Annotated in this window: 20 protein-coding genes and 1 pseudogene; 7 read left to right on the top strand and 14 right to left on the bottom strand. The window is 64.3% G+C overall.

What is annotated here, in order from left to right:
• Positions 1-48: 48 nt before the first annotated feature.
• The 4 genes from AC20117_RS06470 to AC20117_RS06455 all read left to right on the top strand — a co-directional run bounded on the left by AC20117_RS06470 (position 49) and on the right by AC20117_RS06455 (position 5,094).
• On the top strand, positions 49-678 hold the full coding sequence (locus AC20117_RS06470) for a cyclodeaminase/cyclohydrolase family protein (protein ID WP_158300435.1): 630 nt from the start codon (positions 49-51) through the stop codon (positions 676-678).
• The gene (locus AC20117_RS06465) at positions 675-1,562 is read left to right on the top strand and encodes a tetrahydrofolate dehydrogenase/cyclohydrolase catalytic domain-containing protein (protein WP_074700427.1); all 888 of its coding nucleotides are present in this window, start codon (positions 675-677) and stop codon (positions 1,560-1,562) included. Before AC20117_RS06470 ends, AC20117_RS06465 begins: the two co-directional genes overlap by 4 nt.
• A 57-nt stretch (positions 1,563-1,619) precedes the next feature.
• The gene (gene purU, locus AC20117_RS06460; protein ID WP_083339702.1) at positions 1,620-2,537 is read left to right on the top strand and encodes a formyltetrahydrofolate deformylase; all 918 of its coding nucleotides are present in this window, start codon (positions 1,620-1,622) and stop codon (positions 2,535-2,537) included.
• A gap of 67 nt (positions 2,538-2,604) precedes the next feature.
• Positions 2,605-5,094, top strand: a complete 2,490-nt coding sequence (locus AC20117_RS06455) for a GcvT family protein (protein WP_074700428.1) — start codon at positions 2,605-2,607, stop codon at positions 5,092-5,094.
• Positions 5,095-5,171: 77 nt separating this feature from the next.
• On the opposite strand, the gene AC20117_RS06450 is transcribed toward AC20117_RS06455, so the two are convergent.
• The 5 genes and pseudogenes from AC20117_RS06450 to AC20117_RS06425 all read right to left on the bottom strand — a co-directional run bounded on the left by AC20117_RS06450 (position 5,172) and on the right by AC20117_RS06425 (position 12,686).
• Positions 5,172-5,819, bottom strand: coding sequence for a GntR family transcriptional regulator (locus AC20117_RS06450; protein ID WP_101632550.1), 648 nt, complete (start codon positions 5,817-5,819; stop codon positions 5,172-5,174).
• Between the two features lie 778 nt (positions 5,820-6,597).
• Positions 6,598-7,000 (bottom strand): annotated as a pseudogene (locus AC20117_RS06440) (heme-binding protein).
• Positions 7,001-7,130: 130 nt separating this feature from the next.
• Positions 7,131-8,348 (bottom strand): formaldehyde dehydrogenase, glutathione-independent, encoded by a 1,218-nt coding sequence (gene fdhA / locus AC20117_RS06435; protein WP_074700429.1) that lies wholly within the window; start codon positions 8,346-8,348, stop codon positions 7,131-7,133.
• A 289-nt stretch (positions 8,349-8,637) separates the two neighbouring features.
• A complete protein-coding gene (locus tag AC20117_RS06430) occupies positions 8,638-9,846 on the bottom strand; it encodes an NAD(P)/FAD-dependent oxidoreductase (protein ID WP_074700430.1) in 1,209 nt (402 codons plus the stop codon).
• Between the two features lie 518 nt (positions 9,847-10,364).
• On the bottom strand, positions 10,365-12,686 hold the full coding sequence (locus AC20117_RS06425) for an FdhF/YdeP family oxidoreductase (RefSeq protein ID WP_074700431.1): 2,322 nt from the start codon (positions 12,684-12,686) through the stop codon (positions 10,365-10,367).
• A 605-nt stretch (positions 12,687-13,291) separates the two neighbouring features.
• On the opposite strand from AC20117_RS06425, the gene AC20117_RS06420 reads away from it, so the two are divergent.
• A complete protein-coding gene (locus AC20117_RS06420; RefSeq protein ID WP_074700432.1) occupies positions 13,292-13,615 on the top strand; it encodes a DUF6457 domain-containing protein in 324 nt (107 codons plus the stop codon).
• Between the two features lie 197 nt (positions 13,616-13,812).
• Positions 13,813-14,553 (top strand): DUF427 domain-containing protein, encoded by a 741-nt coding sequence (locus tag AC20117_RS06415; RefSeq protein ID WP_074700433.1) that lies wholly within the window; start codon positions 13,813-13,815, stop codon positions 14,551-14,553.
• Positions 14,554-14,667: 114 nt separating this feature from the next.
• On the opposite strand, the gene AC20117_RS06410 is transcribed toward AC20117_RS06415, so the two are convergent.
• The 5 genes from AC20117_RS06410 to AC20117_RS06390 all read right to left on the bottom strand — a co-directional run bounded on the left by AC20117_RS06410 (position 14,668) and on the right by AC20117_RS06390 (position 18,589).
• A complete protein-coding gene (locus tag AC20117_RS06410; protein ID WP_074700434.1) occupies positions 14,668-15,753 on the bottom strand; it encodes an inositol-3-phosphate synthase in 1,086 nt (361 codons plus the stop codon).
• A gap of 197 nt (positions 15,754-15,950) precedes the next feature.
• Positions 15,951-16,628, bottom strand: coding sequence for a DUF6766 family protein (locus tag AC20117_RS06405; protein WP_074700435.1), 678 nt, complete (start codon positions 16,626-16,628; stop codon positions 15,951-15,953).
• Positions 16,629-16,709: 81 nt separating this feature from the next.
• Positions 16,710-17,135: a hypothetical protein gene (locus tag AC20117_RS06400; RefSeq protein WP_139186773.1), complete on the bottom strand. Its 426-nt coding sequence runs from the start codon at positions 17,133-17,135 to the stop codon at positions 16,710-16,712.
• A 43-nt stretch (positions 17,136-17,178) separates the two neighbouring features.
• Positions 17,179-17,571: a DUF1622 domain-containing protein gene (locus AC20117_RS06395; RefSeq protein WP_074700437.1), complete on the bottom strand. Its 393-nt coding sequence runs from the start codon at positions 17,569-17,571 to the stop codon at positions 17,179-17,181.
• Positions 17,572-17,584: 13 nt separating this feature from the next.
• Positions 17,585-18,589 carry a DNA topoisomerase IB gene (locus tag AC20117_RS06390; RefSeq protein ID WP_211482299.1) on the bottom strand — a complete coding sequence of 335 codons (1,005 nt, stop codon included), beginning with the start codon at positions 18,587-18,589 and terminating at the stop codon, positions 17,585-17,587.
• 143 nt (positions 18,590-18,732) lie between these two features.
• Here AC20117_RS06390 and AC20117_RS06385 point away from each other — a divergent pair, with 143 nt between their 5' ends.
• Positions 18,733-20,967: a catalase gene (locus AC20117_RS06385; RefSeq protein ID WP_074700438.1), complete on the top strand. Its 2,235-nt coding sequence runs from the start codon at positions 18,733-18,735 to the stop codon at positions 20,965-20,967.
• Positions 20,968-21,024: 57 nt separating this feature from the next.
• On the opposite strand, the gene AC20117_RS06380 is transcribed toward AC20117_RS06385, so the two are convergent.
• Genes AC20117_RS06380 through AC20117_RS06365 form a run of 4 tightly spaced genes read right to left on the bottom strand, consistent with a single transcriptional unit; the run spans position 21,025 to position 25,722 of the window.
• Positions 21,025-22,344: a DUF6716 putative glycosyltransferase gene (locus AC20117_RS06380; RefSeq protein WP_179951893.1), complete on the bottom strand. Its 1,320-nt coding sequence runs from the start codon at positions 22,342-22,344 to the stop codon at positions 21,025-21,027.
• A complete protein-coding gene (locus tag AC20117_RS06375; protein WP_074700439.1) occupies positions 22,341-23,372 on the bottom strand; it encodes a hypothetical protein in 1,032 nt (343 codons plus the stop codon). Before AC20117_RS06375 ends, AC20117_RS06380 begins: the two co-directional genes overlap by 4 nt.
• The gene (locus AC20117_RS06370; protein WP_074700440.1) at positions 23,369-24,754 is read right to left on the bottom strand and encodes a polysialyltransferase family glycosyltransferase; all 1,386 of its coding nucleotides are present in this window, start codon (positions 24,752-24,754) and stop codon (positions 23,369-23,371) included. The genes AC20117_RS06375 and AC20117_RS06370 overlap by 4 nt, the downstream gene beginning before the upstream one ends.
• The gene (locus AC20117_RS06365; RefSeq protein WP_074700441.1) at positions 24,751-25,722 is read right to left on the bottom strand and encodes a glycosyltransferase family 2 protein; all 972 of its coding nucleotides are present in this window, start codon (positions 25,720-25,722) and stop codon (positions 24,751-24,753) included. Before AC20117_RS06365 ends, AC20117_RS06370 begins: the two co-directional genes overlap by 4 nt.
• Between the last annotated feature and the right edge of the window lies 1 nt (position 25,723).

The raw sequence follows: 25,723 nt of genomic DNA, 5'->3' as shown, positions 1-25,723 counted from the left end.
TCAGTTGTATGTCCACGTGCGTGGACTCCGCTCCTAAGGGGACTCGATTTGCAGCATCTGGGAAATGAAAGAGTCAGTAGCCTGCTCGAGCAGCTCGCGGCCCGCACACCAGCGCCGGGCGGTGGGACGGTAGCCGGCCTGCAGGCTGCTTTTGCCGGCAGCCTGCTGTCGATGGTGGCCGGGTACTCCGACGGCGCAAAGTACGCCGGCGTCGAACCGGTTATCACAAGGCTGGCCGAACAGGCCTCGGAGTTGACGGACCGCGCCCTTGCAGCGGCAGAAGACGACGCGCGCACCTTCGCCGCGGTAGGCGCGGCCTACGCCTTGCCGTCGGACGGGGAGGTTGCAAAGGCGGAGCGCAAGGCCGCCATCAATTCCGCGCTGGCCGGGGCGACAACTGCTCCACGCGCCGTCATCGACATTTGCGCGGACCTGGCTGCCGCTGCCGAAGAGCTGCTGCCGGTCGGCAACCGCAGCGTCATCGCCGATGTAGCGGCTGCCGCCGCCTCGGCCCGTGCCGCTGCTTCCATCGCCCGGGTGAATCTGGAATCGAACCTGGCGTCGGCGGCCACCGGGAACGAACGCGAGAGCCTGCAGGCAATAGTCGATGGCGTCGACCGGTTGCTCGAGCGGCTGGATGCGGTGACCGAGGCAGCCCGGAACCCGGTGCCGGCATGAACGCCCGCGTGCTTTCGGGCCGGCCGGTGGCCGCGGCCATTCAGTCACAGCTCTCCGCGGATATCGACGAGTTATTGCGCCAGGGCAAGAAGCGGCAGCTGCTGATTGTCGCCGCGACCGATGATCCGTCCAGCGCCTCATATGTCCGCACGCTGCAGCGGTTCGGCGGGCAGACAGGTGTCACGGTCACCGTAGCCGATCTGGGACCGGACGCATCCGAAATCGACATCCGGACGGTCCTGGAAACGGCCAGCGCAGACGAAAACGTTCACGGCATCATCCTGCAGACCCCGCTCCCGGACGGCGCCAGCATCTCCGGCCTCGGCAGTGCCATTGCCGTGGAAAAGGACGTTGACGGCGCCAACCCTGCCTCGCTGACCCGGCTGCTGGCCGGAGAAGCCTGCTTTGCCCCGGCCACAGCTGCCGCGGTGGTCGAGCTGCTTGACCACTACGAGGTCGGGCTTGCGGGTCGGCCCATTTCTGTCGTCGGCCGGTCGCTCGTGGTCGGCAAGCCGCTGCTGCACCTGCTGCTTAATCGAGACGCGACGGTCACCGTGGCCCATTCACGCACCGCTGACCTTGCCGCTGCCACCGGCACCGCTGCGGTTGTTGTAGCCGCCGCCGGCAGGGCGGGGCTCATCAGGGCCGCCCATGTGGCCCAGGGGAGTGTGGTCATCGACGTCGGCACAAACTTCGACGACGCCGGCGCTCTCGTCGGCGATGTCGAGGCCGGTTCTGTCGGTGCGGTGGCGGCTGCCCTGAGTCCTGTACCGGGCGGCGTCGGTGCCGTCACCACCGCCCTGCTTTTCCGCAACACCGTGTACGGTCTGCCGGATCCGTCCGGCTCCCCGTCGCTGCCCGCAGCCGCGGGCGCGGTTCTTTGAGACCCGAGACCTTGGCCGACGCCCCGGTTCCGGCCCTGGAATAAGAAACGAGACACCGTGAGTACTTTCCTCGACCTACCCCGCGAAGCGCAGGCAGCTGCCCTGGGGTCTGGGCAATCGGCCGGCCGGACCCCAGCCGTGCTGACGCTTTCCTGCCCGCAACGTCCCGGCATCGTCCATGCTGTCTCCCGGTTCCTGGTTGACAGGGACTTCGACATCACCGAACACCAGCAGTTCGACGACACCGTGGATGGCCGGCTGTTCCTGCGCACCGCCTTCACTGCGGGGGGAGAGGGCCTGGACGCGCAGACGCTCGCGGCTGAGTTCGCCCCCGTGGGAACCGAATTCTCCATGGACTATACGTTCCACAACAACACCCGCCCGAAGGTCCTGGTCATGGTCTCGAAATTCGGGCACTGCCTCCACGACCTGATCTTCCGCTGGCAAACCGGGAGTCTGCCCGTGGATCTGGTCGCGGTGGTCTCGAACCACCAGGACCTGGCCCCTATGGCCGCCGCTGCAGGACTGCCCTTCATCCACCTCCCGGTCACGCCTCAGACGAAACCCGCAGCTGAGGCGCGGCTGCTCGAACTCGTCCACGAGCATCAGGTGGATCTGGTCGTCCTTGCCCGCTACATGCAGGTACTCTCCGACGGATTATGCCGCGAGTTGGCCGGCCGGGCGATCAATATCCACCATTCCTTCCTGCCGGGATTCAAAGGGGCACGGCCCTACCATCAGGCCTATGCCCGCGGCGTGAAGCAGATCGGAGCCACCGCACACTACGTCACGGCGGATCTCGACGAGGGCCCGATCATCGAGCAGGAAGTCCTCCGCGTTGATCACCGGCTCAGCCCGGACCGACTAACCACCATCGGCCGGGACGCCGAAGCCCAGGCACTGGCCCGGGCCGTGCGCTGGCACGCCGAAAAGCGCGTGCTGCTCAACGGCCACCGCACCATCATCTTCACCTGACCCACAAACGGCTACCTGGCCTACCCAAGACCTGCCGGCAGCTACCCACGAATGAAAGGCCCGCACCATGCCATCACCTCGCGTCGTTATCATCGGAGCCGGCATCGTCGGCGCCAACCTGGCCGACGAACTGACCGAACGCGGCTGGGGCGACATTACCGTCCTGGACCAGGGCCCGATCCCGCTCACCGGCGGTTCAACCTCGCACGCCCCGGGACTGGTGTTTCAGACCAACCCGTCCAAGGCCATGACAGAGTTCGCCGCCTACACCGGGCAGAAACTTGCGTCCCTGGCCCGCGGCGGCGCCCGGGCGTTCAACCGCGTCGGCGGTCTGGAAGTGGCCACCACACCCGAACGTCTCGCGGAGATCAAGCGCCGCTGCGGTTTCGCCACCGCGTGGGGACTGGAAGCCAGGGTAGTCGACGCCGCCGAAGCCAAGGCGCTGCACCCACTCATCGACGAAGACCTCGTCCTGGGCGGGCTCTACCTGCCCGGCGACGGCCTGGCCTCGTCCGTGCTGGCCGTGGAACTGCTGCGCGAACGCGCAGAATCCCGCGGCGCCCGGTTCATCGGCGGGACCCCCGTCACCGGTATTGAGCGCGCCGCGGGGCGGGTCACCGGGGTGCGCAGCCACGATACCGTGTTCCCGGCAGACATCGTGGTCTCCGCCGCAGGGTTCTGGGGCCCGGCTGTCGGGGACCTGATCGGCATGCCTGTGCCGTTGGTGCCGCTGGCCCACCAGTACGTGACGACGACCCCGCTGGCCGAGCTGCCCGCGGCAGCGGACAAGGTCATCGGCAGCGGCAACAACGCCGTGCTGCCGCTGCTACGCCACCAGGATGAGGATCTTTATTTCCGCCAGCAGGGTGCCCGGCTGGGCATCGGCTCCTACGCCCACCGGCCCATCGCGGTCGGCTATAACGAACTGCCCGGCGGGCCGATCAGCGAGCATGCCATGCCGTCCCGGCTGGCGTTCACCGCCGAAGACTTCGAGCAGCCGTGGAAGGCCTGCCGGCAGCTGCTGCCGGGCCTGCAGGAGACCGGAATCGAGGACGCTTTCAATGGCATTTTCTCCTTTACCCCCGACGGCGGGTCGCTGGTAGGCGAATCCCGGGACCTGAAAGGTGTCTTCATCGCCGAAGCCGTCTGGGTCACGCACTCGGCCGGCATCGCCAAAGCGGTGGCCGAGCTGCTGGTCACCGGCCGGTCTGAAACCGACCTGCGCGAGCTCGACGTGGCCCGCTTCGAGGAAATCCAGCTGCAGCCCGAATACGTGCTGGAGACCTCGAAGCAGAACTTCGTCGAAATCTACGACATCCGCCACCCGCTCGAGCCCCGCCTGTCGCCCCGGGACCTGCGCCTCTCCCCGTTCCACCAGCGCCAGACCGAGCTCGGGGCCTTCTTCCTCGAGACCGGCGGCTGGGAACGCCCGCACTGGTACGAAGCGAACGCCAGCCTGCTGGACACTCTGCCGCAGGACTGGCAGCCTCCTGCTCGGGACGCCTGGTCGGCGAAGTTCGATTCCCCGATCGCCGCGGCCGAAGCTCATGCCACCCGCACCAACGTTGCCATGTACGACATGACCGCGCTCAAACGGCTGGAAGTCTCCGGCCCCGGTGCGCTGCCACTGCTGCAGCGCCTGACCACCGGCCAGCTGGACAAGAGCATCGGTTCTGTCACCTACACCCTGATGCTCGATGATGCCGGCGGCATCAAGAGCGACCTGACCGTGGCCCGGATCGAGGAGACGCTGTTCCAGATCGGCGCGAACGGCGGACTGGACCTGGACTACATCTCCCGCCAGGCAGCGGCGCAAACCGAAACCGACCCGCACCGGTGGGTCCACGTCCAGGACACCACCGGCGGCACCTGCTGCATCGGCGTCTGGGGGCCCCGCGCCCGCGACCTGGTCCAGCCGCTGACACCGCAGGATCTGTCCAACGACGGGCTGAAGTACTTCCGGGCGGCCAGCACCACCATCGCCGGCATCCCGGTACGGCTGATGCGCCTGTCCTACGTGGGCGAGCTGGGCTGGGAAATCTACACCAGCGCCGAATACGGTCTGCGGCTGTGGGACGCATTGTGGGCAGCGGGCGAACCCCTCAACGTTGTCGCCGCCGGGCGCAGCGCGTTCAACAGCCTGCGGCTGGAAAAGGGCTACCGCTCCTGGGGAACCGACATGGACACCGAACACGACCCGGTCCAGGCCGGACTCGCTTTCGCGGTCCGCGGCAACAAGGACGGCTACGTCGGCAAAGCCGCCCTGGAGCAGCGCACCGCCCAGCCTCCGGCCACCCGGCTGCGCTGCCTGACAATCGACGACGGAACATCCATGGTCCTGGGCAAGGAACCAGTCTTCGCCAACGGGAAACGCGCCGGCTATGTCACCAGCGCCGCCTACGGCCACACCGTCCACAAACCCGTCGCCTACGCCTGGCTACCCGGGACCATGGATGAAGGGGACCAAGTGGAGATTGAATACTTCGGTCAACGGATCAGCGCAACAGTGGCCTCCGAACCGCTGGTTGATCCTGAAATGAAGAAAATCCGCGCCTGATCTGCAGCCGGTGCCCGGAACCTGAGCCGGTTCCGGGCACCGGCTCATGACCGCATGACTAAATGCGCCCTGACTTACTACAGGGTGCTGCGAACAAGCTCTTCGAAGTGAGTCACATGCTCTTCCGCCAGCGCCGCCGCCTTGTCCGCATCCCCATCGATGACAGCGTGCAGCAGAGCAACGTGCTCCTGAACGTTGCGGGTAATCGGCGCCATCCCCGACAGCACGAAGTTCCACATCCGCTGGGAGAGACTGAAGTACTGGATCAACGTCGCCTCAACGTAGCTGTTGCGCATCGTCGTGTACACAGCCCGGTGGATCTGCTCGTCCAAACCAATTGAGGCCTTGTTGGATTCCGACGGGGCGTCAGCCAGAAAGTCCAGACACACCTGCAGCCTCTGCCGATCTTCGTCGGTGGCTAGCTCCGCAGCCCGGCGCGCCGCGAATGCTTCCAGCACGCGGCGGGCATCGGAGATCTCCTTCAGATCCCGGATGCTCACATCGGCGATGATGGTGCCTCGACGCGGATAGACGGTAAGCATCCGATCCGATTCCAGCCGCTTGACCGCCTCACGCATGGGTGTCCGCCCAACCCCAAGCTCGGTCATCAGCGCTTCTTCATCCAGAGCTGCCCCCGGCGGCAACCGCATGTCAATGATGCGCTGGCGGAGCTCCAGATAGGCATGCTCCGCCCGGGTCCGACCGATAGAAATCGTTCCCTCCACAGCTCCAGGCCTCTCCGTTGGTTTATCGGGGCTATACGGCCCGACACAAGATATATCAGACGTCACCAGCAAAAGGATGCCTCGTTGGCAGATGGCTGGGTGGAAGGCGAGGAAGTCGAATGCCCCCTGTACGCATCGAAGTTCAGTCTTCGAACCGGGCAGGTAGATGCACCGCCGGCTAAACTGCCCGCCCGTGTGTACGAGGTTCAAGTAATCTAACGGATGATCCTTCCGGCACCGGTCCCATGCTGTCCGGTTCAGCATCCATCGGGTGAGAGCGTCTTCCCGCCACGGATGATTTGTGCAACCAGTGCCGTCGTTATCTTCTTATCGGACCTACGATTCCTATTCTTCTCTTTCTCGGTGCCGCTGTCGTAAGCGGCGTCATGGGCAGGACGATTTGACCGGCAGCTGCCGGCCCTTCAGCTTTCACTCTCCGAAGCGGACGGTGCCGTGGAAGGAAATTAGTGCGAACCCCATAAGGGGTTACTCGCGCGACTGATCGAGCTCGGTCGGACGCGCTTGGTAGCGACGGTACCTGTAACCGGCTCGTACGGCGTGTGTATATCGCCGGGCAAAGGGCGTTTGACCACGTGACAGCTGCTCTTGGCGCGATCCGAACGCTGTGGAGCCGCCTAAGCGGGCACCGGCAGCTCTAATGCGCCATCACAACTGAAAGGGTGGGACTGTTGACCAGTCCCACCCTCGTCCGCAATCCCGGGCTACGTGACCTATGATTCATGTACAGGCCACCTGAACGCGTGGGCTAGGCGCCCATCTACAGAGCTGCCGCAGCTGCTTCCGCTACAGTCTGATCCTCCTCGCCCGAGCCTCCGCTAACCCCGACCGCACCCACGACCTGACCGCCCTTGCTCAGCGGCAGACCTCCGGCGAAGATCATGATCCGGCCCCCCGTTGCTTGCGTGGATGCCGTAGAACTGCTGATTCGGCTGGGAGTTGTCCCCCAAATCCTTGGTTTGGATATCGAATGCACGAGCGGTGAACGCCTTGTTGATGGAGATGTCGATGCTGCCGATCCAAGCACCGTCCATGCGTGCATGGGAGACAAGATTGCCGCCACTGTCGACTACTGCGATATTCATTGGCTGCCCAATTTCGCCAGCGCGTTTTTCGGCGGCGTCGATTATTGCACGGGCTTCCGTAAGAGTTACAGAGGTCATGTTAATCCTCCTTTTCGAGAGGTTTGTTGACGGAATAGGAGGCTCTTATGAGCTGACTTGAGTACCCACCGGGGCTTGAGGTACCTCGTTCGTTCCCCCAGCGTCAGCGCAACTCCTAAATCGGTCCTTCCTAGTTTTTGATGTAGCCGTTCGGGTTCAGGACGTACTTGGTGGCGGCGCCGGCGTCGAACTCGGCGTAGCCCTTGGGCGCGTCTTCGAGCGGGATGGCCTTGGCGTTGACGGCCTTGGCGATCTGGACCTTGTCGTGCAGGATCGCCATCATCAGCTGGCGGTTGTATTTCATGACCGGGCATTGGCCGGTGGTGAAGGACAGCGATTTGGCCCAGCCGGTGCCGAGGCTGATGGAGAGCGAGCCGTGCTGCGCGGCTTCGTCCGCGGCTCCGGGGTCGCCGGTGACGTAGAGTCCGGGGATGCCCAGCGCGCCGCCGGCGGCGGTGATGTCCATCAGCGAGTTCAGCACGGTGGCCGGCGCCTCGTGCGAGGCGTCCTTGCCGTGGCCGCGCGCTTCGAAACCCACGGCGTCGATGCCGCAGTCCACTTCGGGCACGCCCAGGAGCTGTTCGATCTGGTCCTTCGGATCGCCCTTCGAAACATCCACGGTTTCGCAGCCGAAGCTGCGCGCCTGCGCGAGCCGTTGGTCGTTGAGGTCACCCACAATAACGACGGCGGCGCCCAGCAACTGCGCGCCGGCTGCGGCAGCCAGGCCAACAGGGCCGGCACCGGCCACGTACACGGTGGAGCCGACCCCGACGCCGGCGGTGACGGCGCCGTGGAAGCCGGTGGGCAGGATGTCCGAGAGCATGGTCAGGTCCATGATTTTCTCCAGGGCCTGGTCGCGGTCCGGGAACTTCAGCAGGTTCCAGTCCGCGTAGGGCACCATGACGTATTCGGCCTGGCCGCCGACCCAGCCGCCCATGTCCACGTACCCGTAAGCGCTGCCGGGGCGGTCGGGGTTTACGTTGAGGCAGATGCCGGTTTTGCGTTCCTTGCAGTTGCGGCAGCGGCCGCAGGAAATGTTGAAGGGGACCGAGACGATGTCGCCGGTCTTGATGAATTCGACGTCGGGTCCGCATTCGATGACTTCGCCGGTGATTTCGTGTCCGAGGACCAGGTCGGTCGGGGCGGTGGTGCGGCCGCGGACCATGTGCTGGTCCGAGCCGCAGATGTTGGTGGTGACTGTTCGCAGGATGACGCCGTGGGGGACCTTGCGGCCGATGTTGGCCGGGTTGATCCCCGGGGCGTCTCTGAGTTCAAAGGTGGGGTAGTCGGTGTCGATGACCTCGACTTTCCCTGGTCCTTTATAGGCAACGGCTCTGTTTCCTGACATAAGCAGTCTTCCTCTCTTTCTATGTGTTGACGAGGAACGGAACTTCCACCCTCATTGGGAAGGCAAAGTTTTGGTTATATAAGTTCTTGAGCAGGCGCCGGTAGGCTTGCGCGAGCTTCAAGCATGCTGGCCCGGAAATGGGGAGGCCGGAGGCTATCGGCAGAGCTGAGCGTGTTGCTCCAGTGATGCGTGTCCGGGATGCTTCCCCAGAAGTGCTTCGTCAATTCCCTCCTGCTCGCCACGGAAGACCGCGGGATCAGCGCACGTATCCCATGAAAAAGAGAAGGCTTCAGGACGATGCGGGGGTCAGCACGCTTACCTGCGCGGCGCTGGCGGCGTTCAGCTGGCGCCTCCATCTGGTAAAAAGTCGGGGCTGGTTGGTGCCGAGAACCGCGACCGGGTCCTCTCCTCGGTAATATACGGCCAGGAAACTGTGCTCCTCGGCGGTACCTGCCTCAAATTGGACTCTGTCGGCGTCGCGGGCGTTGCCAGCAAATTGGATTTTCACGCCGTACTGGTCCGACCAGAAATAGGGGAGATTTACCGCCTGCTTGGGAGCGCTTGAATCCAGGAGCCCGGCGACGGCTAGTGCCGGACGTTCCTGTGCCCCGGTCCAGTGCTCTACACGATGATGATGGCCGGAACGCTCATCCAACCAGGCGGCACAATCTCCGACGGCTGCGATACCCGGCGCATTAGTCTGGCCGCGAGCATCACACAGAACGCCACCTGGGGCCGACTCGGCGATCTCGAGGCCCGAACCTTCGAGCCATGCTACGTTCGGAGACGCGCCGATCCCGACGAGCAGGACATCTGCAGGGACGACGCGGCCATCGTTAAGTTTCACACCGGTGACGATTCCTGCGTCTGCGCAAAAGGACTCCACGCCGGTACCGCAGACCAACTCGACGCCGTTCTGCTCATGCAGCCGCGAAACAATGGCACCCATTTCTGGTCCCAGCGGTCCGCTCAACGGAATTGGCTGGGCCTCGATAATTGTGACATCCAGGCCCAGGTCGCTGGCCGTCGAGGCTACCTCTGCCCCAATGAAACCGGCACCAATAACGACCAACCTGCGGCCCGGCCGTAATTCGGCTGCCAGTGCCTGGCTGTCAGCAAGGGTGCGCAGGGTAAAAACGTTCGACAGACCGGCAAGCTGGGGGAGATTTCGGGCGGAAGCACCGGTGGCAAGTACGATGCCGTCAGCTTTCACCGAGTGACCGTTTGCGAGGGTAATGGTCTTGGTGGCGCTGTCCAGCTTGACTGCCCGGCTACCCAGCAACCACTCAGCCTGCAGGTCCTCATCGGAGGCTTCCAACGCCAAGTCATCGGTTGTGATCCGGCCGAGCAGGAAGTCCTTGGACAGAGGAGGGCGATCATAAGGCCGCTCCGCTTCCTCGCCAATAATGACAAGCCTTCCGTCGAAACCTAGTGCACGGGCGCCCCGGGCAGCCGAAAGACCTGCCAAGGACGCGCCCACGATCGCTAATGTATGCATTGCCAACTCCAAATCGCCAGCCGGTTCTGTGCTTAGTACGCAACATGCTTCGTCTTGTGCAACACATTCAGGGTGTCGCACCTCACACCTGATGTCAACCCTTTGATCCGAAACTTGAGCGCTGGCCGACAGTATTAGGACTGTCTGGGACAGGGATTTGGGCAGCGGGCATGCCGGGCATTTCTAATGCCTAAGGGATCAAAAAAGCTGCCGGCGTGGTGCTTACTTCAGCCAATTATCAATTCTGGGTTGTGAACAGGCGGCGGTGGCGGAATGTAACGGGCAGAGACATGTCAAAGGGGGCGCAGTCTGCCGCTTTTCAGGTAATGCGGGTCACAGGCGGGGGAGCGGGATGTCGCTCCCCCGCCGTTTCCACGTCAGCAGCGTGCGCTTGCCGGTACTTCCCGCCGGCGCGGGCAGAGCCAGTTCGGTTTCAGGTAGCGACGACTTAGACCCGCACCGCGAATTTATGTCGGCGTGGTCGTCCTGACTCGGTTAACTAACTCGTCCATTTGGAATTAGCTAAGCTGCGGTTCCTCGTGGGGTATGAAGCGCACCGTCATCGCTTTGTATCCAGGGGTATTGGATTCGCGGGCGACGAGTTCACGATGCACGAGAACGTTTGCTTCCGGGAAGTACGCTGCGGCACAACCTCGAGCGGTCGGATAAGAGACCAAGCGGAATTTGTCCGCCCTGCGTTCCGTCCCCTTGAACGTGCTGACCACATCTACAAGGTCCCGGTCGGAGAAGCCGAGTTCATTCAGGTCTTCGGGATGGACCAGGATAACCCGACGGCCGTTGGAGATTCCGCGGTACCTGTCATCGAGTCCATAGAATGTTGTGTTGTATTGGTCGTGACTTCGCATGGTTTGTAGGATCAGGTGGCCGTCAGGGGCCTCTAGATACTCCAGCGGGCTAACGCTGAATCTGGCCTTCCCGATGTCGGTGGCAAAGGAGCGTGTGTCGCGCGGCGGGTTCGGCAGCACAAACCCGTTTTTGGTCCGGATTCGCTGGTTGAAGTTTTCAAAACCCGGAAGCACGCGGGATATGTGGTCCCGGATCACATCGTAATCCTCGGCCATGGCCCGCCAATCCACGATGTGATCTTCGCCGAGGGTGGCTTGAGCCATGCGCGCAATAATGACAGGCTCGGCCAGCAGATGCTCGCTGACCGGCGCCAGTCGGCCCTGTGTCGAATGGACTACTGACATCGAATCCTCGACGGATAGGAACTGGGCACCCTTCGGATGCTTATCGTCCTTGTCTGTGCGGCCCAGAGTCGGAAGAATCAGCGACGTTCGCCCATGGACAATGTGGGAGCGGTTTGGTTTGGTCGAGACGTGCACGGTTAAACCCGCCCGCTTCATGCCTGCTTCCAATGCCTCGGTATCTGAACAGGCGAGAGCGAAATTGCCGCCCATGGACACAAAGACATCCACCTTGTCGTCCATGAAGGCCTCGAGGGTTTCCGTCGCATCGACGCCGTGCTCACGAGGGGAAGCGATGCCGAACTCTTCGTCCAGGGCCGCCAACAGCCATTCCTTGGGCTTTTCCCAAATGCCCATGGTGCGGTCGCCCTGCACATTGGAGTGGCCGCGGACCGGGCAGGCCCCGGCTCCGGGTTTTCCGAAGTTCCCCTGCAGGAGAAGGATATTGATGATTTCGCGCAGTGTATTCACCGAATGCGGCTGCTGGGTCACGCCGAGTGCCCAACAAATGATGGTTGCCTTCGACTTGGCGAGCATGTCGGCAATTCCGGTTATTTCCATTCTTGAGAGCCCAGTGGCTCTTTCGGTCTCGATCCAGTCGAGCTGGCTCCGAGCTTCGCAGTATTCTTGGAAACCATCCGTTTGTGCATCGATGAAGTCGTGGTCGACTATCGTTCCGGGTGCCCGTTTTTCTTCTTCCAGCAGCAGATGGCCCAAGGCTTGGAACAGGGCTAGGTCGCCGCCTACTTTGATCTGCAGGAACTCGTCAGCGACCTGGTCCCCGCCGCGCACCAGGTTGCCGGGACTCTGTGGGTCCTTGAATTTCAGGAGGCCAGCCTCGGGCAATGGGTTCACGGCAACAACCTTGCCGCCGTTCTGGCGGCATTCGGTCAGGGCGGAGAGCATCCGCGGGTGGTTGGTGCCGGGATTCTGGCCGACGACCATGATCAGCTCGGCGTTGTGCATGTCATCCAGCGACACGGTGCCCTTGCCAATGCCAATGGTGGGGTTGAGCGCGGATCCGGAAGATTCGTGGCACATGTTCGAGCAGTCCGGCAGGTTGTTGGTCCCAATGGAGCGCGCGAACAGTTGGTACATGAACGCAGTCTCGTTTGCTGTGCGCCCGGACGTATAGAAGACGCAACGGTCTGGAGTCGTTGCACGAATGTGTTCACCAACGAGGTTAAACGCATCCGTCCAGGAGATGGGTGAGTAGTGCGTCTCACCCTCGCGGATGATGACCGGCTCCGTAATCCTGCCCTGGTTGCCCAGCCAATATTCGGTCTTACCTGCTAATTCTTCAACAGAATGCGTTGCCCAGAACTCTGGAGTAACGGTCCGGAGCGTGTTTTCTTCTGCAATGGCTTTCGCGCCATTCTCACAGAATTCGGCCGGCTTCCGCGCCCCCGATATGGACTCGGGCCAAGCACAGCCGGGACAGTCGAAACCGCCCCGTTGGTTGACTCGCAACATAGAACGGGCAGTTCGCGTGAGACCGGCCTGCGAAATGCCGCGATCCATCGACACCATGACAGCCTTGACCCCTGCCGCTGCAGTTTTTGGATCATGGACTTCAAGCTCGTTCTCGTCGATATCCTTGACGGGGGCTTTCCGCTTGATGGGATTGATCATGTTCTCCTGCTTGCCCTGGATTTCATCTGAATGTACTGAACGTTTTCCGCGAGGCCGCGCCGCTGCCGCTGTACCTAGGCGCACTCCGGCGGGCTACACGGTCGAGGAGGATCAATCCGCCGGTTCCGACAGAATGGCTTTGATGGAGAGCGGGACGTGCTGATTTCAACGGTCTTGACCTTGTGAACCACAAACACAGTCCTTCCTTATCGAACAGTTCCTGGCGCCGCGTCCATGCCTCTCGCGAAGTCAACTCTGGAGGACGACTGCAAGGCGATCAACAGCTGCCCCGAGACGCATGTTAGAACCCTGAAAGATACCTCTCGACGGATCCGATGAGCGATCGGGCAGTCGGTCTCGATGCTTATTGCACAACAGGCTTCGTCTACTGCAACAGCCTGACCGATAGTGTGACGCCTGTCAAGGAACTGAGTTCGAAAACTGGCCCCTCCTTAGCCCTAGGCACAGGTGGGAGCACCTCTTCGTGGTCGGAGCCGGATCCGCAGCACAAGAAACGGCTATAACGCTCATTCAAGGACAGAGAATTGTATTGTCTAAGCAAATCAGTTCGTCCCACTTCGGGCGACGTACGGAGGAGAGCAACCATGGCCGTGGAAGATGAAGAGATGCGGATCGTAGCCGAATGGAGTGAGCGGCTGACGCAGGAACTGAAGATTGGGAATCTGAATGTGGACCTGCAAGTGCTCCTTGACCTAGCAAGAAAGTCTGCGGAATCAGTGATTCATGCGACCGCACCTGTCACCACATTCCTGGTGGGCTACGCGGCTGGGTACGAGGCCGCCGCGGCAAGCACAGGTGTCAAGGCGGCGCCCGAGGGAGCTATTTCAAAGTCGGCTCGTATCGCATTCGAACTCTGTGAGGACGCCGCTGATCGCGGTCCTGCTCCGGCCGGTCAGGAGACGAACTGAGCTCAAGGCCGATCCAGGTGCCCCTTCAATAACCCCTTCTGATTAGGGTTTTATCTCGCCGATACTGGAGCTGTTCCGGCTTGTACTCCACGTATCTCATTCGCATTCCTCTCGTTGCTGAGCCGATTGCTGTCCGGGCCAAAACGGACGACAACACAAGCACGACGGTACAGGGTACGTTCGCAGTAAGATGCAGCATGGAGATTCCAGAGCCGTTTGTAGAACCGACGCGGCGCCGCATCCGAGTCCGCCTGGGCAACGAACTGGTGGCCGAGAGCACCCGCGCGCAGCTGCTGGTGCAGTACAGTCCAGGCAGCCTGCCTACTTACTACTTGCCCCGTGAAGACGTTGTTTCCGGTGTGCTCACCGATGAAGTGCCGGGCGCCGGCGCCGGAAGCCGTTGGACCGTTCGGGCCGGGCGGAAGCGGGCTGAGGGAGCCGCCTGGTCCTACGATGAACCGATGGGGGACTTCGCCGCGCTCGCAGGACACATTACTTTTTCCTGGCGCCAGCTGGACTGGTACGAGGAGGACGAACAGGTATTCGTCCACGCCCGCGATCCGTACAAGCGGGTGGACACCTTGCACAGTTCGCGGCGCGTGCAGGTATTCATCGGCGGCGAAGAGATCGCGAACAGCGTTCGGCCGCTTCTGCTCTTCGAGACGCATCTGCCCACGCGGTATTACCTGCCGTTTGAGGATGTGCGCACCGAACTGCTGGAGCCGAGCACCAAGACCACCACGTGCCCGTATAAGGGCCGCGCCCGTTACTGGTCGGTCCGTGCGGGCGGCCAGCTGGAGCCGGACATTGTGTGGAGCTACGCCGAACCGATCCGCGAGAATCCGAAGATCTGCGGGCTGCTCAGTTTCTACAACGAGCGCGTGGATCTGGTGGTCGACGGCGAACGGCTCGAGCGGCCCATAACGCCATTTTCCTGACCTGGGTGCTAAATCTTAGAACGCGAAGGTCCGGACCGCCGTAGCGGGTCCGGACCTTCGAAATGGCTAAGAGCTGGCAGCGAGGGACTGGAAGTGCCCTCCGATACCAGGGGCTTAACGTTCGACGTCGCCGCGGATGAAGGCTTCGACCTTGTCGCGGGCGATGTCGTCGTTGTACTGCTCGGGCGGGGACTTCATGAAGTAGCTCGACGCCGAGAGGATCGGGCCGCCCACGCCACGGTCCAGGGCGATCTTCGCCGCGCGCACGGCGTCGATGATCACGCCGGCGGAGTTCGGGGAGTCCCAGACCTCCAGCTTGTACTCCAAGGACACCGGGGCGTCGCCGAAGTTGCGGCCCTCCAAGCGGACGAACGCCCACTTGCGGTCATCGAGCCAGGCCACGTAGTCGGACGGGCCGATGTGCACGTCGTCGGCGTGCAGCTCGGCCTCGACGTTGGAGGTCACGGCCTGGGTCTTGGAGATCTTCTTCGACTCCAGCCGGTCCCGCTCGAGCATGTTCTTGAAGTCCATGTTGCCGCCGACGTTCAGCTGGTACGTCCTATCCAGGGTCACGCCGCGGTCTTCGAACAGCTTCGCCATCACCCGGTGTGTGATGGTCGCGCCGATCTGGCTCTTGATGTCATCGCCGACAATCGGGACACCGGCTTCGGTGAACTTATCCGCCCACTCCTTGGTGCCCGCGATGAAGACGGGGAGGGCGTTGACGAAGCCCACGCCGGCGTCGATCGCGCACTGCGCGTAGAACTTCGCCGCGGCCTCGGAACCGACCGGCAGGTAGCAGACCATCACGTCGACCTTCGCCGCGCGCAGCTCCGCCACGATGTCGACGGGCTCGTCCGGGGCCTCGACGATGGTTTCGCGGTAGTACTTGCCCAGGCCGTCCAGGGTGTGGCCGCGCTGGACCGTCACGCCCGTGGCCGGGACATCGGCGATCTTGATCGTGTTGTTCTCGCTGGCACCGATGGCGTCCGCGAGGTCCAGCCCGACCTTCTTGCTGTCCACATCAAACGCGGCAACGAACTCGACGTCGTTCACGTGGTACTTGCCGAACTGCACATGCATCAGGCCGGGAATGGTCGAATCCGGATCCGCGTCCCGGTAGTACTGGACGCCCTGCACCAGCGAGGCCGCACAGTTACCAACGCCAACGATCGCGACCCTGATGGGGTTCTCTGCCACGGTTCTCCTTCAAAAAATACAAATCTGTTAGCCGCCACGCCGAGGGCGGGCAACTTGCCTATTCTACTTTGTTACTCAACCATCGGCCGCGACGTAACATTCCTGTGACGGGCAGCGAGTTTTAGGCCGGTGGATGACCGGCTCGGTTCGGACCCGGCTGGCGCGGGTTCAGCGCGGGGCGGATCAGCCGCGCGGGGTCAGTTGCTCGCTCCGGTTTTATCATGCGGCATGCCCACGGCCTTGGACTCCGGCGAGGCGCGCTGGCGCAGGTAGACCGAGAGGATCACCATGGACCACACCGCCAGGAACTCGGACTGCCAGTTCTGCAGAGTGCGGTTCCAGAATTCTGGCGAGCCCAAATATTCCGTCCAGGTGCCCGGATCCTGGAGGTTGGCCAGCTGGTTCTCCGCGTAGGCGCTGAAGCCGGCCACCGACTGGACCAGCCAGGAGGCCACGAAAATTGCACCCATGACCAGCCCCAGTGAATTGGAGAATACCGCCGTGCGCCAGCCGCCGGCCTTGGCCCATTTGGGCGAGTCGGGCTTGGCGAACTGGCCCACCAGTTGCTCTTTGTCCGACTGCTGCCCGCGCTTTTCAATCTCCTTGGATTCCGGCGAGCCCTTCTGCACCAGCCAGACCGCCAGCACAATGAGCAGCGTGAACTGCAGGTACTCCGACTGCCAGTTCTCCGCCACATCAGCCACAAAGCTGGAGGACGTGACGTACTGCAGGAGCCCGATCTCGTCCAGATTGGAGGACACTTGCTGCTCGTTGTAGTAGGCCAGCCCTGAGAACGCCTGTCCGACCAGCGAAAACAGGAAGAGCAGGCCGAAGCCAATGCTCAGCCCGTTGGTGATGAAGGGGTTGTGTTTCATCGGGCCAACACACCGATCACGAACATGTACAGCAGGCCCGCGGCGATGACGCCCAGGCAGAGCCAGAATGCCCAACGCATGTCAGTTCCCCTCCACTTCGCAGTCGTACGGCCGTTCGCCTTGCCGCGTGCAGCCGGCCGCGGTGACTTTCCAGGTGTCGCCGGAGCGGGTCAGGAACACCGTGTCCTGGCCCATCAGCACCTGGGCATTCGTGCCGTAGGCCTTGCTCTCGGTCACCTCGGACGCGTCGGGAATGACCAGCTGCAGCAGTTCATCCGCGCAGGCGCCCGGCGCGCCGTCTTCGAGTTCCTCCACGGCCGACGGGGCCAGCAGGTTGCAGGCCGTTGTGCCATCACCGGCGGCAAGGGCCGAATGGAACTCCTGCGCCGTCGTCGTTGCCTCTTCAGTGCCCGGGTTCAGGCTCGTGCAACCGGTCAGGGCCAAAACTCCAAGAACGACGGCGGCACCCACCATGGGTGCGCGGGTGCAGGATCTGCGTGGGACCATCTCCTAAGCCTCCTTATGGTTTCCGTGCTCACCGTACCAACACTTAGGGCTTGCGGGGGTCAGCCCCCCGCTGCGCCGGGGCGTCGATGTCTTCGGAGGGCTGTTTCTGCCATGGCCAGCGGCCCGTGATCTCCAGCTCGAGGGAGAAACTGAGGAACGTCCGGATCAGGACGATGATGGCGAGCACGCCGACGGACTGGAATGTCGGGGTGACGGCTACGGTGCGGATGATGTCCGCGGCCACCAGCAGTTCGAGGCCCAGCAGAATAGAGCGTCCGAGCCGGCGCCGGTAGGTTTCATAGACCGTGTGCCGCTGGCCGCGGAGCCAGTCGGCCGCCGCCAGGCCCGTAGAAACCGCGGCGCCCAGCACGATAGCCACCACACCCGCGGCATCCACCGCCTTGCCTGCGGTCTCCATAATCTGCTGGAATTCCATCCTCGCTCCTTCGTCAGGTCACCAGGTCGCGCAGGGAGCGCTCGGCGGCGCGGTAAGTGTTGGCGTCGATCGTTTCGCCGTTCATGAACCGGTCGATGACGCGCGGGTCCACGTAGGACTTGCGGGCGATCGTGGCGGTGTTGCCCAGGTGCTCGGCGACCTCGCGCATGGCGGCGGCTACGGCTTTCTTCCGGGCGGTGGGGCTGCTGCGCTCCGGCGGGTGGGCGGCCAGCGCGATGGCGGCGGCCACGGTGCCCTGCCAGGTGCGGAAGTCCTTGGCCGTGAAGTCCTCGCCGCATTGTTCGCGGATGAAGTCGTTCAGGCCTGCGCTGCTGATGGGCGTGAATTCGCCGTCGTCGTTGAAGTACCCCAGGACCTGCTCGTCCGGTCCGCGGTTTTTGAGCAGGGGCTTCAGGGCCTCCGCGAGGTCCGCATCCTCGATGTGGCCCGTCCACTGCTGGCCGCTCTTGGCAGGAAAGTCCAGTTCGATAACGGAGCCGCGGACCCGCAAGTGCCGGATCTGGATGGTGGTCACGCCGAAGGAGCCGTTGGTCTGCGCATACTCCTCGTTGCCGATACGCAGTCCCGCATCCTCGATCAGGCGGAAGGCCGCGGCGTAGGCACGCTGCTCCGAGGGACCTTCCGAGCGCAGGATGCGGGTGATGCCGGGGCGCGCCTTGGGAAGGGCGTCGCCGAAGTCCAGTGCGCGGTCGAACTTCTCGCGGTCCTTCAGCTCCCGCCAGCGGGGATGGTAGATGTATTGCCGCCGGCCGGCGTCGTCAATCCCTGTTGCCTGGATGTGCCCGTTGGGGACCGGGCTGATCCAGACGTCGCGCCAGGCGGGCGGGATGGCCAGCTGGTTGATCCGCTCCACTGTTTCCGGATCCTTGATCTTGCTGCCGTCCGCTGCCCGGTAGCTGTACCCCTTGCCGTAACGGCGGCGGCTGATCCCCGGACCGTTGCAGTTGATGCGCCGCAGCCGGGGCTTGCGGGCAGGTTTCTCCAGCTGAAGCGTCACTGCGGCTCCTTTCCGGTCGGCACTATGTGCGGGCTAAAACCGCTTCTCCACCATATTATTCAGCTTGCTTACTATTTTTAGTAGGGTGGGCCAAAGAGCCCTGGATCGGCAGGGCTGCAACTTCAACGAATTGGAGTACCAGCATGGCTGAGAAGAGCACCCCCGAAACCACTACGGGCGCCAACGATGTGCCCATTCCCGGAGCCCCCGCGGTGGAGCCCCCGGCAGTGGAAGAGCGGACCGAACCGCAGAGCCCGTTGCCGCCGAAGCCGGACCAGGATGCGCCGGAAACGGTGTCGCCGACGGGAACGCCCACGGGGGCGCAGAAGAGTGCCAACAGCCAGAGCGGCGCCTATCTGACCACGGCCCAAGGTGTCCGGCTGTACGAGACGGACCATTCGCTGAAGGCCGGACCGCGGGGTCCCAGCCTGCTGCAGGACCACCACCTGCGCGAGAAGATCATGCACTTCGACCACGAGCGGATTCCGGAGCGGGTGGTCCACGCCCGAGGTGCCGGGGCGCATGGCGTCTTCGTGGCCAACGGCGCGGCCGCCGGCGTGACCAAGGCAGGCTTCCTGGCCGCCGGCGTCGAAACCCCGGTCTTCACCCGCTTCTCCACCGTTGTCGGTTCCCGTGGTTCCGCCGACGCAGTGCGGGATACCCGCGGGTTCGCCACCAAGTTCTACACGGACGAGGGCACCTTCGATCTGGTGGGCAACAACATCCCGGTCTTCTTCATCCAGGACGGTATCAAATTCCCGGACATCGTCCACGCCGCAAAGCCGCATCCGGATCGCGAAATCCCGCAGGCCCAAAGCGCGCACGACACGTTCTGGGACTTCGTCTCGCTGCACACCGAGGCGCAGGCGCACGTGATGTGGCAAATGTCGGACCGGGGCATCCCGCGTTCCTTCCGGACCATGGAAGGCTTCGGCATCCACACCTTCCGGCTGCAGAACGCGGCCGGCGAGACCACTCTGGTGAAGTTCCACTGGAAGCCGAAGCAGGGCATCCACTCGCTGGTGTGGGAAGAAGCGCAGCTGATCAATGGTGCGGACCCGGACTTCCACCGGCGCGACCTGGCCGATGCCATCGAGGCGGGCGCCTTCCCGGAGTGGGAGCTGGGCATCCAGACCTTCCCGGACACCCCGGACGAGATGTTCGAGGGCATCGATCTGCTGGATCCGACCAAGATTGTGCCCGAGGAGCTGGCCCCGGTGCAGACCATCGGCACACTGACCCTGAACGCCAATCCCACCAACTTCTTCGCCGAAACCGAGCAGGTCGCCTTCCACCCGGGCCACCTGGTGCCCGGCATCGACGTCACCAATGACCCGTTGCTGCAGGCGAGGCTGTTCTCCTACCTGGACACGCAGCTCAGCCGGCTTGGCGGGCCGAACTTCGCGCAGATCCCGATCAACCGCCCGCATGCTCCGGTGAATGACATGTTCCGCGACGGCATGCACCAGAGCGCGGTGCACGGGGGAGTGGCCCCCTACCGGCCGAATTCGCTCGACGGCGGCTGTCCCTTCCTGGCCGGCGAGGACATGAGCGCCTACATCGAGGTGCCGCAGGAACTCCCGGCGTCGATGAAACTGCGTGAATCCCCGGCGTCCTTCGATGACCACTTCAGCCAGGCGCGGCTGTTCTTCAGGTCCCTGACGCCGGTGGAGCAGGAGCACGTGGCCCAGGCGTACACCTTTGAGCTCGGCAAGTGCTACGAGGAGAACGTCCGGATCCGGCAGTTGCAGGCACTGGCAAATATCGACGGCGAACTCTGCGCCAAGGTGGCCGAGGGCCTGGGACTGCCGGCGCCCGCGCCTACCAGCACGCGGGAAGACGACGTGCAGCCGAGCCCCGCGCTGTCCCAGCTGGGCAAGTCCTGGCCGCTTGCCGGCAGGGTGGTGGGCATCATCGCCGACGACAACAGCGACCAGGACGCCGTGGCGACTGCGCGGGAAGCCATCCACGCCAGCGGCATGGTTCCGCTGATCATTGCACCCAAGGGCGGCAAGCTGTCCGGTGGACTGACCGTGCAGCGGACCTACCTGACGGCACGCTCGGTGGAGTTCGACGCTATTCTCGTGGCCGGCTCGGCGGCGCCCGGTGCGGATGCAGCCGCCGGACGGGATGCGAAGGCGGGCGACCCGACCGGCCATTCGGCAGTGGATCCGCGGGTCAGCATGATGCTGGCCGAGGCGTACCGCCATGCCAAGGTGATCGGCGGCTGGAACCACGTTGCCCACGCCCTTGCCGCAGCCGGCATCCCCGAGGAAGCACCCGGCGTCGTTATTGGGGATGGTCCGGCGGTGCTGGAAGGCATTGCCGAACTGCTCGCGAAGCACCGGGTCTGGGAGCGCTTCCCGGTCTCTGCTTAATTTCGGAGGAACTCCCGCCGGGGCGGCTTCGGCTGCACCGGCGGGAGTTTGCCGGTCTCAGGCGGGCTGCTGGCCGGAAGCGTGGGCCGAGTTTCCCACAGCCTGTTCCGACTGGACATTGCGCAGTTTGCGGATCAGCTTGAGCGCCGGCATGGGCAGAGCGGTGCGGATCCGCAGCCGCCAGCGACGTTTTTTGGCGGCTGCGAGCCGGCCCGCGTCCACGGTCAGTTTCCCCGTGCGGGCCCGCCCGGCGTAGGTTGCCAGCAGATCCGCCAGCGGAACGGTCTGGGAGTGGAAGTAGTTGTCCCGCAGCCAGGTGGCCTCCGGGTGGAAGAAGTGTCCGGCCTTCAGATCGGACAGCGTGCCCAGCAGCCCGGAGCCGACGAACACCCGGTTCAGCATGTCTTCGTTGACGCCGAAATCGGACAGGATCAGCACCGGCAGGCCGGCGTCGATCGCTTCCAGGGCGGCCGTGGAGCTGACTGTGACCATGGCGGTGCCGGGCACCAGCTGCTCGGCCATGGAGCCGGTGCAGAATTCCAGTTCGTGGCCGGCGACAGCGCGGGAGGCGACCAGTTCGCCCCACAACGTATCGAACGGGTACTGCTCGAGATGCGTCTGTGGTTCGCCGGCCCAGGCGCGCAGTTTCACCCGCACGCGGTAGCCGCTGCGGCGCGACAAGGCCGCCAGCGACTGCAGGATGGCGATGCGCTCGTCCTTTAGAACAGGGACTTTTGCCTGCGGGGCGAAGACCACCTGGGTCAGCGGTGCGTCCACCGGCTCCGGCCGCGCGGGCGATTTCAGGAAGGGGAGCCGGGACACGAGGACGCGCTGTTCGAGGCCCAGATGATCAACCAGGTCGCTGAAGGCGCGGCATTCGGCATGGCTGTGCGTGATGAACGCATCGCCCAGCGAGCGGAACTGCAGCGCCTTCTCGGTGGCGGGGAAGGCCACGCCGGGCAGGCCGGACACCAGAGCCGGCCGGGGCGTGAGCCGGCTGGCGTGCAGGTAGACCTCTTCGGCCACGGGGCCGGTGGCAGCAGCAAGTACGACGTCGGCACCTGCCAAGGCGGTGCGCAAGCCTGAGGCGGGAATCACCGGCGTCGTCATTCCGGCGCAGAAGGTGCCGGCCACCGCCGCGGTGGTTTGCTCCCGTGTCGGGGCGATGGGCGAGCGGACCAGCAGGACCTCGCGGTCCCATTCCGGGCCGAGGGCATCGAGCGTGGCGCAGGCAAATTTCAGGTAGGAATCGCTGTCCGCCACGGCCACGATCTTGTGCCGGGCCCCGCGTAGCTGCCCGGGTACGGCGCCGGGTGCGGTGTAGGCCATGCCGTCGGGCAGGTTGCTGCTCTTGGCACCGCGCTGGATGCCGCTCATGCCGCACCCAAACCGTCATCGAGGGAGCTGCTCAGGTGTCGGCGCAGTTCCTGCGTGGTGCCCGGCATCCACCAGTCGGCCGGCACCGGCTGGCCCTTGAGCGGGACCGAGTTGGGAGCCAGGATGAGCCGCAGCGATGCGAGCACCGTGGATGGCAGGGCGCGCACGGTCTGGTTGGAGCGCAGTCCGCGCAGGCGCATTTCCACCGGGATGGTGTGCTCGTTCACCGTTATCAGCGGGTGTTCGGCGAGGGCGTCCAGCACCTCGGGAGTTTCCCGGCGATGCGGGAAGTAGCCCACGGGGCCGTCTTCGGTCAGGGACCGGACCCAGTCCATGTAGGGCTCGGCCCGGATCAGTCCGTCCGCCGGCATCGCGGAGCCGACCACTACCGTGGGTTCGTAGATCGTCTCGATGACAGGCTGGGTGCCGAGCCACTCAAACTTGTGCCGCTCCAGGTGTCCGCCCAGAGCCCGGAACTTTGTGTCCAGCGCCGCGGGGACGGGCAACGCGGTGAAGACGAGCAGCCTGCCCTGGCCGACTAGCCGGCGGAGTGCCCACCAGCTTGCCAGGCCCAGGGCCTTCCGCGAGGCCCGGGCTGCGGCACGCGGCCGGATCAACGGAGTCGGCCGGTCCCGCACCAACGTCGCCAGCAGCTTCAGGGTGGCGAGGCCGTCGTCGAGAATGACAACCTCCTTGCCGCCGGCGCCGCGCAGCAGTTCGGTCTGCACTTTGCCCGAGTAGGCGTCGCCGATCACCCAGCGGTCCAGGCCCGGCTCCCGCAGCGGCGGGATGGTGGAGGTCGGCGCGGCGAAATGCACGCCGGCCGGAACCTGTTCCATCAGGGAGGACAGGGTGGCGTTCATGCCGATAGCGTCCCCGCGGGGATGGATGGTCGTTTCGCGGCCCAGCAGCCCGGCGCCGTGGGCTTCGACTGCACTGAGCAGCTGTAGCGGGGACTCTGCCCAGACCGCAGCCCGGCCAAAGCGCGGCCGGGCCACTTGCTGCGAGGGAAGCATGGCCTGCGTCATTTGCCCAGTACGGTCAGGACGCGCTTGGCGGCCCGCCGTCCCACGCGGCGGACCCGGCCCAGCGGCAGCAGGACTTGGCGTCCGGGCAGGGCGCCGGGCAGGTCCAGCTTGGTCAATCGGCGACGCTTGAAGTAGCGCATGTCGGACGTGTGCTGGGCCTGGTGCAGGAAGGCAACGGCGCTGTCACGGGCGACTTCCAGGGTCTCGGCCTGCATGCAGTAGGACACGGCTTCCACCAGCTGCTGCAGCGGCGCAGCACTCTCGCCCGGGGCCTCCTCGGCCGGCGCCGTGTAGCCCTGCTCGAGGAGCGCGTCGATGATCGTCACGGGGATGCGGTTGCTGTTCTGGTACGGGGTGAGCCGCTCCAGCAGGATCTCGGTGCCCACGGCTGCGGCGTCGATCTTGAACAGGTACTTGGCCGTCATCAAGGCGGTGGAGAAGCAGCTGACCACGAGCTCGGGCCGCAGCCGTTGCATGACCACTTCGGCCGGGCTGGTGGAGGTCATGACTTTCAGGTCCAGGCCAAGTTCGACGGCGGCGGCTTGGATCGAGGTCACCGCGCCGGGGCCTGCGCTCGGGTGGGGTTTGAAAATGCAGTGCCGGATGCCCCTGTCCGTTGCCTTCTGCAGCATGTCCCGGTGCAGCTCGATTTCCTCCTCGGTGGAGAGGATGCCGAGCTCGGAGAGGTACTGGCCCAGGATCAGCGCCGTGCCGCCAGCGGCTGGTTCGCCGTCGTGCGTGCCGGCTTCCGGGGTTCCTGCCAGTGCGGCCGGCCCCTCGGTTTCCTCGGGCAGGGCGGCGGCGAGTTCTTCCATCCCGCGGCGCAGGGCGGCGGCGTCGATCGGAACCAGCTGCGGGTTGTGCTCGCGCAGCAGCTGGGGGACCAGGCCGGGCACCAGATCGACGTACAGCAGCGAGTCCAGGCGCTGGGCCAGGTCCCGCGGCAGCCGGTTCCGGGTGGGGCCGTAGCTCATCAGGCCGTCGGAGTGGACGGAAATCGTGGCGCTGGCAAAAACACGGCACAGCGCGACGGCGGGATTGACCTGGATGGACTCGACATAAAGGTGCAGCGGGCCGTCGTCGAGCTCCCATTTCCCGCGCAGCAGGCGCTCCCAGATATCGAGTTCCTCGCCGCGGGGGTTGAACTGGCCGGGCCGGCGGGGCCAGAGCAGCTCGCTCAGATCCACGGTCCGGTCGAAGCGGGAGGCCGCTTCGGCAAAACCGGCGGACTCGTGGAACGGCACGGAAGCTTCCGGTATCAGGGCGCTGTTGGTCAGGACGAGGATACGTTCGGCGCCGCGCTCCGGGATGCGGCCGCTATCGATGGCCGCTGCCAGCGAGATGCACTGGTACAGCGTTGAGACGACAAAAAGCTCTTTCATGCGGCGCTCCGAAGTGCAGGTTTGATCAGCTGGCGGCGCTTGTGGTCGAGCAGCGCCAAGCTCTCCTCGGACACATGTTCCGGCAAGGTGTCCAGCGTAGCCCGGATGCCGGCGTGCAGCTCGCCCAGATAGTGCTTGTCCATCTGTTCGGCGCGTTTGAGCTGGTGGCAGGCGATGGCCAGGAACTGGCGGGCAGCCTTGGGCCAGAAGCGCTCCGGCTCCTGGTCTTCGGCGACCAGGCGGAAGACCTCCTGGAAGCACGGAATGAAGTCCAGCTGCCGGCGGTCGAAGACCTGGGTCAACGAACTGGACACGCCGCGGCGGTAGAAGGCGCCCAGCTGGGTGCTTATTGCATAGGACTGAGCCTTCAGGTGCAGCCGCCAGACCCAGGGGCGGTCTTCGGCGGTGTGCCGGCCGTCGAGGAAGTGGAGCATGCCCGCGTCCTTGAGTCCGCCGTCGAAAATCCCGAACGGCGGGAAGCAGTAGTCGACCATCGTGGAGAGGTTGTACGGGGCAATATCGTCGCGGGGGTTCAGCCGGACGCCGCGGCGGGCCTGCGGGGCCTTGTGGATAGTGCGGATCCCGTTGGTGTGGCGGATGTGGTCCACGCGGAGGAAGTCCACGCCGAGCTGCTCGATCTCCGCGGTGATCTTGGCCAGGTGGCCGGGGGCGTACCAGTCATCCGGATCCAGGAAGGTGATGTAGCGGCCGGTGGCCTCGTCCAGGCCATGGTTCCGGGCGGTGGCCACCCCGTGGGCGGTCTCGTTCCGGAGGATCTTCAGGCCGGGGAGCTGGCTGGTGAAGGCTGCTGCCAGCTCCCCGGTCCCGTCGGTGGAACCATCGTCGATGACGATGATCTCCATTACCGAGGGGTCATCGAACTGGCGCATCAGGCTGGTCATCGAATCGCGGATGAAAGGGGCCTGATCTTTCGCAGGAACGATGACACTCAGTAATGGCTTGTTCATA

Origin of the sequence: Arthrobacter crystallopoietes (assembly GCF_002849715.1) — a bacterium.
Taxonomy (GTDB): Bacteria; Actinomycetota; Actinomycetes; order Actinomycetales; family Micrococcaceae; genus Crystallibacter; species Crystallibacter crystallopoietes.
The sequence above is the reverse complement of the archived record's forward strand: the minus strand, read 5'-3'. Positions and strand labels throughout refer to the sequence as shown.